This is a genomic window from Citrobacter sp. Igbk 17 (assembly GCF_028069775.1).
Lineage (GTDB): Bacteria > Pseudomonadota > Gammaproteobacteria > Enterobacterales > Enterobacteriaceae > Citrobacter.
The window spans coordinates 1-13,683 of record NZ_JANEWI010000058.1; the positions used below are offsets into that span (position 1 = coordinate 1).

12 protein-coding genes, 1 tRNA gene and 2 rRNA genes are annotated in these 13,683 nt (G+C 48.8%); 4 read left to right on the forward strand and 11 right to left on the reverse strand.

The annotated features are described in order from the left end of the window. The first annotated feature begins 3 nt into the window (after nt 1-3). The 3 genes from rrf (NNO08_RS22110) to rrf (NNO08_RS22120) all read left to right on the forward strand — a co-directional run bounded on the left by rrf (NNO08_RS22110) (nt 4) and on the right by rrf (NNO08_RS22120) (nt 363). Nucleotides 4-119 (forward strand): 5S ribosomal RNA (gene rrf / locus NNO08_RS22110). Between the two features lie 14 nt (nt 120-133). Beyond that, nucleotides 134-209 (forward strand) — tRNA-Thr (locus NNO08_RS22115). 38 nt (nt 210-247) lie between these two features. Next, nucleotides 248-363 (forward strand): 5S ribosomal RNA (gene rrf / locus NNO08_RS22120). Between the two features lie 147 nt (nt 364-510). Here rrf (NNO08_RS22120) and NNO08_RS22125 read toward each other — a convergent pair. The 7 genes from NNO08_RS22125 to NNO08_RS22155 all read right to left on the reverse strand — a co-directional run bounded on the left by NNO08_RS22125 (nt 511) and on the right by NNO08_RS22155 (nt 9,901). Then, nucleotides 511-1,269 carry an amino acid ABC transporter ATP-binding protein gene (locus tag NNO08_RS22125; RefSeq protein ID WP_048213472.1) on the reverse strand — a complete coding sequence of 253 codons (759 nt, stop codon included), beginning with the start codon at nt 1,267-1,269 and terminating at the stop codon, nt 511-513. 7 nt (nt 1,270-1,276) lie between these two features. Then, nucleotides 1,277-2,380, reverse strand: coding sequence for an amino acid ABC transporter permease (locus NNO08_RS22130; protein WP_271441684.1), 1,104 nt, complete (start codon nt 2,378-2,380; stop codon nt 1,277-1,279). 9 nt (nt 2,381-2,389) lie between these two features. Beyond that, the gene (locus NNO08_RS22135; RefSeq protein ID WP_271448999.1) at nt 2,390-3,571 is read right to left on the reverse strand and encodes an amino acid ABC transporter permease; all 1,182 of its coding nucleotides are present in this window, start codon (nt 3,569-3,571) and stop codon (nt 2,390-2,392) included. A gap of 69 nt (nt 3,572-3,640) precedes the next feature. Then, the gene (locus tag NNO08_RS22140; RefSeq protein WP_202037597.1) at nt 3,641-4,666 is read right to left on the reverse strand and encodes an amino acid ABC transporter substrate-binding protein; all 1,026 of its coding nucleotides are present in this window, start codon (nt 4,664-4,666) and stop codon (nt 3,641-3,643) included. Between the two features lie 460 nt (nt 4,667-5,126). Then, the gene (locus tag NNO08_RS22145) at nt 5,127-5,348 is read right to left on the reverse strand and encodes a membrane protein (RefSeq protein ID WP_048213468.1); all 222 of its coding nucleotides are present in this window, start codon (nt 5,346-5,348) and stop codon (nt 5,127-5,129) included. Nucleotides 5,349-5,618: 270 nt separating this feature from the next. Beyond that, on the reverse strand, nt 5,619-8,732 hold the full coding sequence (locus tag NNO08_RS22150) for an efflux RND transporter permease subunit (RefSeq protein ID WP_271457547.1): 3,114 nt from the start codon (nt 8,730-8,732) through the stop codon (nt 5,619-5,621). A gap of 11 nt (nt 8,733-8,743) precedes the next feature. Then, nucleotides 8,744-9,901 (reverse strand): efflux RND transporter periplasmic adaptor subunit, encoded by a 1,158-nt coding sequence (locus tag NNO08_RS22155; RefSeq protein ID WP_271457548.1) that lies wholly within the window; start codon nt 9,899-9,901, stop codon nt 8,744-8,746. A gap of 410 nt (nt 9,902-10,311) precedes the next feature. On the opposite strand from NNO08_RS22155, the gene envR reads away from it, so the two are divergent. Beyond that, nucleotides 10,312-10,968, forward strand: coding sequence for an acrEF/envCD operon transcriptional regulator (gene envR / locus NNO08_RS22160; protein WP_271441680.1), 657 nt, complete (start codon nt 10,312-10,314; stop codon nt 10,966-10,968). 52 nt (nt 10,969-11,020) lie between these two features. Here the strand turns inward: envR and NNO08_RS22165 are convergent, their stop codons facing one another. From NNO08_RS22165 to dusB, 4 genes are all read right to left on the reverse strand, one after another. Further along, nucleotides 11,021-11,185: a DUF2556 family protein gene (locus NNO08_RS22165; RefSeq protein WP_003025279.1), complete on the reverse strand. Its 165-nt coding sequence runs from the start codon at nt 11,183-11,185 to the stop codon at nt 11,021-11,023. A gap of 82 nt (nt 11,186-11,267) precedes the next feature. Continuing rightward, complete coding sequence (gene yhdJ / locus NNO08_RS22170; protein WP_271449061.1) at nt 11,268-12,152, reverse strand: adenine-specific DNA-methyltransferase; 885 nt, start codon at nt 12,150-12,152, stop codon at nt 11,268-11,270. 87 nt (nt 12,153-12,239) lie between these two features. Next, nucleotides 12,240-12,536: a DNA-binding transcriptional regulator Fis gene (gene fis / locus NNO08_RS22175; RefSeq protein WP_000462905.1), complete on the reverse strand. Its 297-nt coding sequence runs from the start codon at nt 12,534-12,536 to the stop codon at nt 12,240-12,242. 25 nt (nt 12,537-12,561) lie between these two features. After that, nucleotides 12,562-13,527 carry a tRNA dihydrouridine synthase DusB gene (dusB, locus tag NNO08_RS22180; protein WP_271441679.1) on the reverse strand — a complete coding sequence of 322 codons (966 nt, stop codon included), beginning with the start codon at nt 13,525-13,527 and terminating at the stop codon, nt 12,562-12,564. Between the last annotated feature and the right edge of the window lie 156 nt (nt 13,528-13,683).

The window sequence follows — 13,683 nt, forward strand, 5'->3', positions numbered from 1 at the left end:
TTGCCTGGCGGCTGTAGCGCGGTGGTCCCACCTGACCCCATGCCGAACTCAGAAGTGAAACGCCGTAGCGCCGATGGTAGTGTGGGGTCTCCCCATGCGAGAGTAGGGAACTGCCAGGCATCAAATTTAGTGTGCTGATATGGCTCAGTTGGTAGAGCGCACCCTTGGTAAGGGTGAGGTCCCCAGTTCGACTCTGGGTATCAGCACCAGTTTTTAGGTTAAAGTTCGGCACGTAGAAAAGAATTTGTCTGGCGGCTGTAGCGCGGTGGTCCCACCTGACCCCATGCCGAACTCAGAAGTGAAACGCCGTAGCGCCGATGGTAGTGTGGGGTCTCCCCATGCGAGAGTAGGGAACTGCCAGACATCAAATAAAAGCGAAAGGCCCAGCCGAAAGACTGGGCCTTTTTGCGTTTTAACGTATCAGGAAAAAGGCCGGATGTGCGTTAATGCTTTATCCAGCCTACGAGGTTGGCATTGCTGTCGGCCTGATATGTGCAGGCAATCGTGGCGTTAATGTATAACCTGCGACAAAAAGGCACGAGTTCGTTCGGATTTAGGGTGGGCAAAAAATTCATCTGGAGGCGCTTGTTCAACAATCTCACCAAGATCCATAAAGATCACCCGATCCGCTACCGTGCGGGCAAAACCCATTTCATGTGTTACACACAGCATTGTCATTCCCGATTGCGCCAGGCCAATCATCGTATCCAGCACTTCCTTTACCATTTCGGGGTCTAACGCTGACGTAGGCTCGTCAAACAGCATGATTTTGGGTTTCATGCACAGCGAACGCGCAATGGCGACACGCTGTTGCTGACCACCGGAAATTTGCCCGGGATACTTATGCGCATGTTCAGCAATGCGTACTCGTTCAAGGTAGTGCATTGCCAGCACTTCAGCTTCTTTCTTCGGCATCTTTTGCACCCAAATAGGGGCCAGTGTGCAGTTTTGCAGAACCGTTAAATGAGGGAAGAGATTAAAGTGCTGGAAGACCATGCCAACTTCCTGTCTGACACGTTCGATATTGCGGATATCCTCGTTGAGCTCGATTCCATCCACGACAATACGCCCTTGCTGATGTTCTTCCAGATGGTTAATACAGCGGATAGTCGTCGATTTTCCGGAACCAGAAGGTCCGCACAATACGATACGCTCTCCCTGTTTGACCTGCAGGTTGATATTTTTTAGGACATGAAACTGCCCATACCATTTGTTGACGTTTTCCAGCGTAATCATCGCGTCAGTGGACGGCATTACTATTTGGCTCATAAATTCCTCAGTGCGGTGTACGCCCGGTGTTAAAACGTTTTTCCAGATGCTGGCTATAGCGCGACATGCTGAAACAGAAAACCCAGTAAATCAGTGCAGCGAAAACATATCCTTCTGTCGACATCCCCAGCCAGGCCGGATCGACAGTTGCTTGCTGGACGCTGCTAAAGAGATCGAACAGGCCGATGATGATGACCAGACTGGTATCCTTGAATAGCGCAATGATGGTATTGACCAAACCGGGAATGACCAGTTTCAGTGCCTGTGGAAGGATCACCAACCCCTGCGTTTTCCAGTACCCGAGTGCCAGTGATTCAGCCGCTTCATACTGACCTTTTGGTAAGGCCTGTAATCCCCCGCGTACCACTTCAGCAACATAGGCTGACTGGAAAAGAATGACGCCAACCAGTGCCCGAATAAGTTTGTCGATAGTTGTACCCTCCGACATAAATAGCGGGAGCATGACTGAGGACATAAACAGGACGGTTATAAGCGGTACACCACGCCAGAACTCAATGAAAATGACCGATAAAACACGCACGATCGGCATATGAGAACGGCGGCCTAATGCCAGTAAAATTCCCCATGGAAGTGCGCCCGCGATACCCACGGAGGCGATAATCAGAGTCAGTGTTAATCCCCCCCACTGCCGGGTTTCTACTCGCTCAATCCCGAGAAAACCACCGTACATCAACCACCAGACGGTAAGGGGATACACCACCGCCCAGATGGCGATGTAGCGGCCACGATGGGGGATGGTTTTCAAGAACATCGGGATGATGGAAAGCAGACCAATAATCAGGGCCAGATTGACGCGCCAGCGTTGATCGTGTGGATACAGTCCATACATGAATTGCCCGAAGCGTTCATGGATGAACACCCAACAAGCCCCTGCTTTGGTACAGTCGGCCCGGGTAGAACCGACCCAGTTGGCCTGCAGGAATGCCCAGTTCAACAGTGGGGGAAGGAACGACCAAATAAGCCACACGCATAACAATGTGAGCAGGCTGTTTGACCAACTAGAGAACAGGTTTTTACGTACCCAAAATAGAATGCGACTTGCCTGGTTACTGCTCGGGCGTGCGGGGCGAGACAGCAGTGCTTTTGTCATCATGGCTCCTTAGCGCTCAATCAGTGCGATGCGGCGGTTATAAATATTCATCAACAGAGAAATACTCAGACTGATGATCAAGTAAACCGACATGGTGATGGCGATAGTTTCGATGGCCTGCCCTGTTTGATTGAGCACAGTACCGGCAAACAATGACACCATATCCGGGTAGCCAATGGCGGCTGCAAGAGAGGAGTTCTTGACGATATTCAGATACTGACTCGTCAGTGGGGGAATAATGACACGCAACGCCTGTGGGATGATGACCTGTCGCAGGGTTACCCGGTTTGGTAGGCCCAGAGAACGTGCCGCTTCATGCTGTCCATAAGGAACTGCCTGAATCCCCGCCCGGATAATTTCAGCAATAAATGCAGAGGTGTATACAGAAAGTGCCAGTGTCAGGGCAGCCAATTCTGGAATAAGCACCATACCGCCACGGAAGTTAAACCCACGCAGTTCAGGGATATCCCAATGCAACGCCGCGCCGAAAATCCAATGTGAAATCATCGGTAGAAACGCTATTAGCGCCAGGGCTGTTGGCCATGTTCGGCGTAACTGGCCTGTTTTGATCTGGTGCATTTTGTTGAAGCGAAATAGCCCAATGGTGATGATGACGGCAATCACTATTGCGGCACTGAAAGTAATCAGACCTTCTCCCATCTGTGGCGCCGGAATGTAGAGCCCACGATTGCTCAGAAAGACCAGATCCAAGGCACTAACAGCCTGCCGTGGTCCGGGCAAATTCCGTAATACGGCAAAATACCAAAAGAAGATCTGTAGCAATGGCGGGATATTGCGGAACGTTTCGATATAAATTGTAGAGAGCTTTCGTAGCAACCAGTTATCCGACAGCCGTGCTAGTCCGAGAAAAAAGCCGAGAAATGAAGCGAAAACAATGCACAATGCGGAGACTAACAGCGTATTAAGCAGACCGACGATAAAAACGCGGCCATATGTATCGCCTTGCTCGTAATCAATCAGATGCTGGACGATACCAAATCCGGCACTGCGTTCGAGAAAAGAAAATCCCGAGGTAATACCGCGACTGCTCAGGTTATTAATGGTGTTATGAATGAGATAGACCACAATGCTAACGACTGCAATAACAGCGAGTATTTGAAATAACCAGGCGCGGACCGCAGGGTTAGAAAAGGATAACGATCCTTTTACGTTTGAGCGGCGATGGGACATAAGAAAACCTCGGTAACTATGACTCTGGGCTGAGCGCCGCAGTTGCGGCGCTCGTTGCATCACTGCGCATTAGCGCACGGGTGGTGCATACTGAATGCCACCGTTATTCCAGAGGTTGTTCTGTCCACGCTTGATCTTCAGCGGGCTTTCCGATCCAACGTTACGTTCAAAGATCTCCGAGTAGTTACCTACCTGCTTGATAATGTTGTAAGCCCATTTGTTATCAAGTTTCAGATCCTTGCCATAGTCCCCCTCTTTACCTAACAGGTGCGCCATATCCGGTGTTGCAGGATTTGCCGCTTTTTCGTCAACATTTTTCGAGTTAACGCCCATCTCTTCAGCGTTCAGCATAGCGAACAACGTCCAGCGAACAATCGAGAACCACTCGTCGTCACCACGACGCACGACTGGCCCCAGTGGTTCTTTAGAAATAACTTCTGGCAGTACAATCCATTCTGCGGGGTTGCTCAGTTTGATCCGCAGGGCGTACAACTGAGACTGGTCGGAAGCAAGCGTATCGCAGCGCCCTGATTCCAGCGCTTTAGCGGACTCATCAGAACGGTCAAAGGTGACAGGGGTATACTTCATGTTGTTGGCTTTAAAGTAGTCGGCCACATTCAATTCAGTATCTGTTCCTGCCTGAATACAAACCGTAGCGCCATCCAGTTCTTTAGCGCTCTTCAGACCCGCTTTATTATGGGTGAGAAAACCAATGCCGTCGTAATAGGTTACGCCGGTGAAAGACATGCCCATCCCCGCATCGCGAGAGGAAGTCCATGTGGTATTACGGGAAAGCATGTCGACCTCACCAGACTGTAACGCGGTGAAGCGTTCTTTGGCGGTGAGTGGGGTATATTTTACTTTGCTGTCATCACCAAATACGGCAGCGGCAACCCCGCGACATACATCGACATCAATACCAGAGAATTTACCGCTTGCATCGGCGTAAGAAAAACCAGGCAGGCCATCACTGATACCACATTGCACAAAACCTTTTTTCTTTACGGCATCGAGAGTTGCGCCGGCATGTGCCTGATTTGCAACCGCAAGCAGCACGCCGGCCGCAGCCAGGCTGGCTATTATCATCTTTTTCATAGAGCATCCTGTGTGGAGGAATTATTGTTATGGAAACGTTCTACAAACGTCTTTTACCTGTCTGTGGCTTTGGCCATACTCTTCTAAGCAAAGGTAGTGCCAGGTTTTTGCGCACGATTATTCGACGCAATATGCAGAGTGTAGACAGGAAAAAATAAATGCAGCGCCCTGAAGTGGTGCAAAATTGAAACGTAAGCCACATTTCAGCGCAAAATATTTAATTTTCAGACAGGACGCAAGATAACAATTTCGGACGTTAATATCTGTAGCGTGAGAATAATGAAAGGGATGTGCGTTATAACGAAGAATAGAGAAAATGCTAATTTGAGGGCATGGATATGTGAAGAGAATCTATAATAATTTTATTTTATGAATGATGCCTCGAACCAACGTTTTGTCTTATATAAAAATTTAATCATTATTGCTAAAAGCGCGGCAACAGCCGCGCTTTTATGATTATTTATTTCGTCAAGGCAACTATCCCAAGCGTCAAGCCGGCAACAGCGGCAGCACCACCGGCTATCGCTCCTGCAGTTTCCCAGTTATCCTGCGTGGTGCCTTTCATACAGGTATTGGTATGAACCAGACGCCCTTGATCGTCATAGACAGGCACGCAAGGGGAATCGTGTGCACAGCCAGCCAGTAATGCGGTAAGCAGTGCAACGGGTATTAATCTTTTCATGGTGTTACCTCAAAAATAAGCGTTTCGCTAATTGAGCAAAGGTAAACGCTCAGCCATCTGCGAACTCGACCGCTATTTTACCACTGCTTAAAAAAAGACTGACATGAGGAATAATCTCAATTCATGTGGATTGTAAAAATAATGGATAAAATGGGCGCACCTGAAAGTTCTTTCTGCAATGTTTCAGCGGAATTAAATGTCTATCTTATTAATAAATAAAGAACTCATCATCATGTAAAAAGGCGTCCATGGACGCCTTTATTTTACAAATTATTCGTGGTGCCGGCTAAAACGCCGTTTAACGACAACGAAGAAGACGGGAACGAAGAAGATCGCTAACAATGTTGCGGTGAGCATCCCCCCCATAACACCGGTACCAACAGCATTCTGCGCACCGCTACCTGCACCATGGCTGATAACCAGAGGCATAACCCCGAGAATAAATGCCAGGGATGTCATCAGGATAGGGCGAAGACGCATGCGGGAAGCCTCAAGAGTGGCTTCGATCAACCCTTTACCTTCTTTGTCCATCAGGTCCTTGGCAAATTCGACGATCAGGATGGCGTTTTTGGCAGAAAGTCCAATAGTCGTTAGCAGGCCTACCTGGAAGTACACGTCGTTATTCATCCCGCGAAGTGACGCTGCCAGCAATGCTCCAACAACACCGAGCGGTACAACAAGCATGACAGAGAATGGAATCGACCAGCTCTCATACAATGCCGCAAGGCAAAGGAAGACGACGATCAGCGAGATGGCATACAGCGCCGGAGCCTGGTTACCTGACAGTCGTTCCTGATAGGACATTCCCGTCCAGTCATGACCGATACCATTTGGTAGTTTTTCCGCAAGGCTTTCCATCAAGGCCATTGCCTCACCGGTACTCCTGCCTGGTGCAGCTTCTCCCAGCAACTCCATTGATGGCATACCATTGTAGCGTTCCAGTCGTGGCGAGCCGTAAATCCAATGTGCTGAACTGAATGTAGAAAATGGCACCATTTCGCCATTGGCGCTGCGGACATACAGATTATTGATGTCCTCCGGCAACATACGGAATTTAGCATCTGCCTGGACATATACTTTTTTCACGCGGCCACGGTCAATGAAGTCATTGACGTAATAGCCACCCAATGCGGCAGAGATGGTTTCGTTGATATCAGATAACGAAACACCCAGTGCTTGTGCTTTTTCCTGATCGACATCCAGCTTGAATTGCGCGGTATCCTCAAGACCGTTAGGGCGTACGCGCACCAGCAGGTCAGGGTGTTTTGCAACCATGCCCATCAGTTGGTTACGTGCTTGGGTGAGTGCGGCATGTCCCAGCCCGCCCTGGTCAATCAGTTCAAAGTCAAAACCGGTTGCCGTACCCAGTTCAACAATGGCTGGCATGTTGAAGGGGAACACTAAACCATCGCGAATCTGACTAAATGCCCGGGTTGCGCGGGCAATAACGGATTCAACGTTATTTTCGCTACCGCTACGTTCTTCCCAGGGTTTGAGGCTGACGAACGCCATCCCTGAGTTTTGTCCCTGACCGCTGAAGCTAAAGCCGTTAACCGTAAAGACGCTCTCGACATTCGCTTTTTCATTGTTCAGGTAGTAGTGAGTGACCTGATCCAGCACTTTCTGAGTGCGTTCTTGAGTTGCACCTGCCGGGAGCTGAATCATTGTCAGGAATACGCCCTGATCTTCCTCTGGCAAGAAAGAGGTTGGAAGGCGCATGAAGAGTACAGCCATCCCAATCACAATGACCAGATACACCACCAGGTAACGCCCCGTTTTGCGAATGATCCCACTGACGCTATTGGTGTAATGGTTGACGCTGTGGTCAAATTTGGCGTTAAACCAACCAAAGAAGCCGCTTTTTTTCTCGTGATGATCGGCAGAGACTGGCTTCAGTAATGTTGCACACAGTGCCGGCGTCAGAATCAAGGCGACCAGCACCGAAAGCGCCATTGCAGAAACAATCGTGATTGAGAACTGCCGGTAAATTGCCCCAGTGGAACCGCCAAAGAAGGCCATTGGGATAAATACCGCAGACAGCACCATGGCGATACCGACCAGAGCCCCCTGAATTTGTGACATGGATTTTTCTGTCGCCTCTTTCGGCGGGAGATTATCTTCCATCATCACACGTTCAACGTTTTCCACCACGACTATCGCGTCATCAACCAACAAGCCGATGGCGAGCACCATCCCGAACATCGTTAGGGTATTTATCGAGTAGCCAAACGCGGCAAGGACGGCAAATGTTCCCAACAATACGACGGGGACAGCAATGGTCGGAATGAGCGTTGCCCGGATGTTTTGCAGGAACAAATACATGACCAGGAAGACCAGCACGATCGCTTCAAAAAGCGTTTTTACTACTTCGTGAATAGAGATCGTAACAAACGGCGTCGTGTCGTACGGATAGACGACCTTCATTCCCTGCGGGAAGAACGGTTGCAGTTCAACCAACTTGGCTTTGATGGCGTTAGCGGTATCCAGTGCGTTTGCGCCGGTGGCCAGTTTAATACCGAGACCGGATGCTGGTTTACCGTTAATGCGAGCAACAACATTATAGTTTTCACCGCCCAGCTCAATACGTGCGACATCTTTCAGATGAACAACAGAGCCATCACTGTTCACCCGTAAGGTGACTTTGCCGAACTCTTCTGGATCTTTAAGGCGTGTTTGCGCAATGATCGAGGCATTAAGCTGCTGATTAGGCAATGCCGGCGTACCACCTAACTGACCTGCGGCTATCTGATCGTTCTGTACTTTTAACTGATTAATGACATCGACTGGTGTGAGTTTGTACTTGTTCAGCAAGTTTGCATCCAGCCAGATGCGCATGGCGTACTGAGCACCAAACAGCTGCACGTCGCCAACACCGTTCAGACGACTGATGGTGTCTTTAACGTTAGAGGCAACGTAATCGGAAATGTCATCCTGCGTAGTTTGCGGATTGTCAGAAACAAAACCCGCAACCATCAAAAAGCTGCTACTCGATTTCTCAACACTGATACCTTGCTGCTGGACTTCCTGCGGCAGAAGCGGTGTGGCGAGCTGCAATTTATTTTGCACCTGGACCTGCGCGATATCGGGGTCGGTCCCAGACTGGAACGTCAGTGTGATGGTCACGCTCCCGGCTGAATCGCTGGTGGAGGACATATACATCAGGTTATCGATACCGTTCATGTTCTGTTCGATAACCTGCGTTACTGTGTCCTGTACCGTCTGCGCATCTGCACCCGGGTAGGTTGCGGAAATCGCTACGGCAGGGGGCGCGATGGTAGGGTACTGCGCCACAGGCAGTTGCATGATCGCCAAAGCACCCGCCATCATTAGAATGATGGCCAGCACCCAGGCAAAGATAGGTCGCCTAATAAAAAAGTTTGCCATGTCCGCTTACCTTATTGCGCCGCAGTTGCTGCCGGAGCATCGGTAGTGGCTTTAACCTGCACGCCAGGACGTGCTTTCTGTAAGCCGCTCACGATGACTTTATCGCCGGGTTTTAAACCGTCGCTAATCAGCCATTTGTCGCCAATGGCTTGCGCAGCGACAACGGCACGAGACTCAACCTGGTTCTTGTCGTTAACGACCATCACTGTGGCATCACCACGCGGAGTACGCGTTACACCTTGTTGTGGAACGAGAATGGCATTGGGCTGTACACCTTCATCGATACGCGCACGCACAAACATGCCCGGTAACAGGGTGTGCTGCGGGTTAGGGAACACGGCTCTGAGGGTGATGGATCCGGTGCTTTCATCAACCGTAACGTCAGAAAATTGCAAAGAGCCTTTCAGCGGGTAGGCCTGGCCATTTTCCATCACCAGTTCAACAGCGCTGCTGGTGCTGTCTTTATGCAGACTACCTTGTTCAATGGATTGCTTGAGGCGCATAAAGTCGTTGCTGGACTGCGTGACATCGACATAAATAGGATCAAGTTGCTGAACGGTAGCTAGCTCTGTTGCCTGACCATTGGTGACCAGCGCCCCTTCAGTGACGTTGGATTTACCGATACGCCCGCTAATTGGCGATGTGACTTTGGTGTAGGCAAGATTAATGCGAGCGCTTTCAACGGCTGCTTTTGCTGCAGTAACAGAAGCATCTGCCTGACGCGCATCAGCAATGGCCTGATCGTACTCTTGTTGGCTGATGTACTTAGTGCCGACCAGCGGGATGTAGCGTTTCACGGTTAAATGCGCAATGGCAGCAGCCGCTTCACTCTTCGCCAGCTCACCTTTGGCGCTGTCATAGTCTGCCTGGTAGGTTGCGGGATCGATCTGATAGAGCGATTGACCTGCTTCAACATCACTCCCTTCGGTGAAGTTCCGTTTAAGTACAATCCCACTGACCTGAGGGCGGACTTCTGCAATACGGAATGAGGTCGTTCGTCCCGGCAGTTCAGTTGTCACGGCTAAAGGGGCCGACTCAACGACATGGACAGTAACCTGTGGCTCGGCAGGATGAGCTTGTGTATCCCCCTGATCGTTACAACCGGCGAGTAATGCAGCGGAGATGATGATGAATGAGGGCAGGAGTGAGAACCTGGCATTTTTCGTCATTACTATTCCTTAAAAAACCGAAAGCTCGTTATTTACCGGGTGAGGCGAGGGAGATAACGTGCACAAAAAATAATAGTTGGCTATCCTACAAATTATTAGCTTGCGATGTAAGCAATACTTATTTATGGGGGCGATGCACGGCACGTAAAAACAAAAAAAGAGTAATCAGCTACCGACTTATTATGTCGTTAATAGCAATACTATGATGCGCATAAATACATATTGAAATGATTATGTGATTGGTGAATGTATTGGTGTTGTTTATTCGTTTTGATTATTTGTGTGTAATCAGCACAATGAAATAGTTTAGATCTCGTTTAAACAATCTCCAGGTGATACATTTATTCCGTATAGTAAATATTAAATAAGAAAGTTAATCATTCTCTACTCTGCCTCAGGCATTCGGAACTATGGCCAGAAAAACGAAAGCTGATGCCCTCAAAACGCGCCAGCTCCTGATTGAAACAGCGATAGCGCAGTTTGCCGTGCGCGGCGTAGGCAATACAACGCTAAACGACATTGCGGACGCCGCCAACGTGACGCGGGGGGCGCTTTACTGGCATTTTGAAAACAAGACCCAGCTGTTTAATGAGCTATGGTTACAACAACCTCCTCTCCGCAACCTTATTCAGGAAAAACTCATTGGTCGTTGGGGAGATAATCCTTTGCAGCGGTTGCGTGAGAAATTAGTTGTAGGTTTGCAATATATTGCTGAGAATCCTCGTCAGCAGGCATTAATGCAAATTTTATATCATAAGTGTGAATTTCATAACGATATGATATCAGAGCAGACAATTCGCGATAAAATAGGACTGAGTCATCAAAGTATTCGTGAGTCTTTACAGCAGTGTGCGGTTAACAATCTGATCGCTACCAGCCTTGATCTAGACGTTATCATCATTATTTTGCATGGCAGTTTTAGCGGAATAATAAAAAACTGGTTAATGAATCCAGCGAGTTATGATCTCTACCAACAAGCACCTGTATTAGTCGATAATGTATTAAAAATGTTAAGCCCTGATGGTTGCATGCTGCAATTGATTCAGGGTGAGGATCAGGCTGGCTAGATTCTGCCGCCATGGACTGACGGCAGTTACAGAACGGTAAGCACCGGGCGCACTATTCGAGGTCGACGCAATTGACCAGCTTGAGGGGATTCACTGAGTTCATATTCCGGCACTTGTCGTGCTCTGTTGTCATTAACTCTATCCACTGAATGAGTAGTGCATCAAAAAGAAAAACAAAGACAGCAAAAACAACCAGCCACCAATACTTGCGAATCATTACCAAATCCTGTGTATTCATGCCCAAGTGTGCAGGGAATATACACGAAATCTAAAAGCTGAGAAGCAGACTTACAATGCTTTTACTTTGCTGAAATTCCATCGCTCTTTTCCGGTAATCGACTCTTTTTAGACAGGTTTTTCGTCTTGCGTTTTTTCACCTTTGCAAGCTCATTCTCTGAAAAATGGGAGCTAATACGCAGTCTCCGCAGTCCCATTTTTACGTATTCATCATTGATTTCAATACCGACAAACTGACGCCCCAAACCCACTGCGGTTGCCCCGGTAGTGAAGCTACCCGCGAACGGATCTAACACCCAGTCGTTTGGATTCGAGGAGGCCAAAATGATGCGTTCCAGCAGAGCTTTAGGCTTTTGGGTTGGATGGTTTTCGTATTCATCCATCAGGTAGCGGACGCGTGGAAATTCCCAGACATTACCCGGTACTTTTTTATGATTGTAGGGTTGAGGTGGGTTCTTTCTGTAATCGATCAGCGCGCGTTTCGCCCCCGTTTTTGCTTCAACCAAAATATCATCACGGTTAAATGTATAACTTTTTGGGTCTTTGACCATCATCAGGATCGGTTCATACATGGAGCCAAAGTACTTTTTGGCCTGTACTCCCGAGCTATCATAGGCCCACACAATACGGCTTTTGATGGTAAAAAGCTGTCGGCATTTGAGATCGATGTACGGCATGTTCTCCGTACTGTTCATGATGTACATGGTGCCTTGTGGCTTTAATATTCGATGGCATTCATCAATGCACTCGAACAGCCAGGCCAGAAAGCTCTCTTCGTCCCAGGATTCTACCAACCCGTCAAAATCTTTCCCGATGTTATAAGGCGGGTCGGCAAAGATCAGATCGATGCTTTCAGACGGCAGCTTTTTCAGTTCAGTTAGCGCATCACCTTGGATTATCTTTTTTGATTCATCACCAAAGTAGACAGGTTCACATCTTGCTTTCATCACCAAAGCCTCCGTGTGACGCGAATAAAAAAGGCGCTTCCCCATGCCGAGTAGCGCCTTTTAAAACAAACATTTCGCTGATTAGTATCAGTTCATGCCGTATTTTTTCAGTTTTTTACGCAGCGTACCACGGTTGATGCCCATCATCAGGGCAGCACGGGTCTGGTTACCGCGGGTGTATTGCATCACCATGTCCAACAGGGGCTGTTCTACTTCAGCCAGTACCAGCTCATAGAGATCGTTAACATCCTGACCATTCAATTGAGCAAAATAGTTCTTCAGTGCCTGTTTAACCGAGTCACGCAGGGGTTTTTGAGTTACCTGATCCTGAGAGTTAACGGTAGAAACGGTCAGTACGTCAGAATTTACGCGTTGTTCGAACATAGTTCTGTCAGCTCTTTATTTCTGTTTACGCAAAATTTTCGAAGTATGCCTCCAACGCCGCCAGCTGTTCGCTGGAATCTTCAATGGCGTTGAATGTGCGCCGAAACTGGTCATCTGGAGCGTGTTCCTGGAGATACCAGGATACGTGTTTACGCGCAATTCGGTACCCTTTTGCCTGACCATAAAAGTCGTGCAATTCCCGAACATGCGCACAAAGCAAGCGCTTCACCTCTGCCAGAGGCAGCGGGGGCAGCAGCTCCCCAGTGTCCAGATAATGCTGGATTTCCCGAAAGATCCAGGGTCTTCCCTGAGCTGCACGTCCTATCATCAGGGCATCCGCCCCCGTATAGTCGAGTACAGCTCTGGCTTTATGCGGGTCAGTAATGTCGCCATTCGCGATAATCGGAATGGAAACTTTCTGCTTAACTGCCCGAATACTGTCGTACTCAGCATCTCCATTGAACAAACAGGCGCGGGTGCGTCCATGAATGGTCAGAGCCTGAATGCCACAGTCTTCAGCCAGTTGGGCAATCTCTACGCAGTTACGGTGTTCCGGAGCCCAGCCGGTGCGAATCTTGAGTGTGACAGGAACGTCCACTGCATTGACGACCTCGGTTAGTATCGATTCCACTAAATCCGGGTACTGCAAGAGGGCTGAACCTGCGAGCTTGCGATTCACTTTTTTAGCCGGACACCCCATATTGATATCAATAATCTGGGCGCCGCTTTCCACGTTAATACGTGCGGCATCAGCCATCTCAACAGGGTCGCTACCGGCAATTTGCACCGTGCGAATTCCTGGCTCATCAACGTGCACCATACGTAAACGAGATTTGTCGCTTTCCCAAACCTGCGGGTTAGAAGACATCATCTCGGATACCGTCAATCCTGCTCCCATCTCATAGCACAGCGTCCTGAATGGTCTGTCAGTGATGCCAGCCATAGGTGCTGCGATCAGGCGATTTCTGAGCTGGTATTGTCCGATGCGCATGAGTTAAGAAATGACCATACTGTGACTGCAAGGCGGCGTATATTACGCATTTTTTGCATGAGATGAAAGGCCAAACTTTGACCAATCCACTGAGGTGGATCAATGAATTGCCGTAAATCTGAGCGGGTGAAAATAATTAATCATATAAATCATTGC

What these genes read in the sequence shown, in the direction of transcription:
- envR (WP_271441680.1), top strand. Translation starts at nt 10,312, where the DNA reads ATGGCCAGAAAAACGAAAGCTGATGCCCTCAAAACGCGCCAGCTCCTG.
- NNO08_RS22130 (WP_271441684.1), bottom strand. Translation starts at nt 2,380, where the DNA reads ATGACAAAAGCACTGCTGTCTCGCCCCGCACGCCCGAGCAGTAACCAG.
- dusB (WP_271441679.1), bottom strand. Translation starts at nt 13,527, where the DNA reads ATGCGCATCGGACAATACCAGCTCAGAAATCGCCTGATCGCAGCACCT.
- NNO08_RS22165 (WP_003025279.1), bottom strand. Translation starts at nt 11,185, where the DNA reads ATGATTCGCAAGTATTGGTGGCTGGTTGTTTTTGCTGTCTTTGTTTTT.
- NNO08_RS22145 (WP_048213468.1), bottom strand. Translation starts at nt 5,348, where the DNA reads ATGAAAAGATTAATACCCGTTGCACTGCTTACCGCATTACTGGCTGGC.
- fis (WP_000462905.1), bottom strand. Translation starts at nt 12,536, where the DNA reads ATGTTCGAACAACGCGTAAATTCTGACGTACTGACCGTTTCTACCGTT.
- yhdJ (WP_271449061.1), bottom strand. Translation starts at nt 12,152, where the DNA reads ATGAAAGCAAGATGTGAACCTGTCTACTTTGGTGATGAATCAAAAAAG.
- NNO08_RS22125 (WP_048213472.1), bottom strand. Translation starts at nt 1,269, where the DNA reads ATGAGCCAAATAGTAATGCCGTCCACTGACGCGATGATTACGCTGGAA.
- NNO08_RS22150 (WP_271457547.1), bottom strand. Translation starts at nt 8,732, where the DNA reads ATGGCAAACTTTTTTATTAGGCGACCTATCTTTGCCTGGGTGCTGGCC.
- NNO08_RS22155 (WP_271457548.1), bottom strand. Translation starts at nt 9,901, where the DNA reads ATGACGAAAAATGCCAGGTTCTCACTCCTGCCCTCATTCATCATCATC.
- NNO08_RS22140 (WP_202037597.1), bottom strand. Translation starts at nt 4,666, where the DNA reads ATGAAAAAGATGATAATAGCCAGCCTGGCTGCGGCCGGCGTGCTGCTT.
- NNO08_RS22135 (WP_271448999.1), bottom strand. Translation starts at nt 3,571, where the DNA reads ATGTCCCATCGCCGCTCAAACGTAAAAGGATCGTTATCCTTTTCTAAC.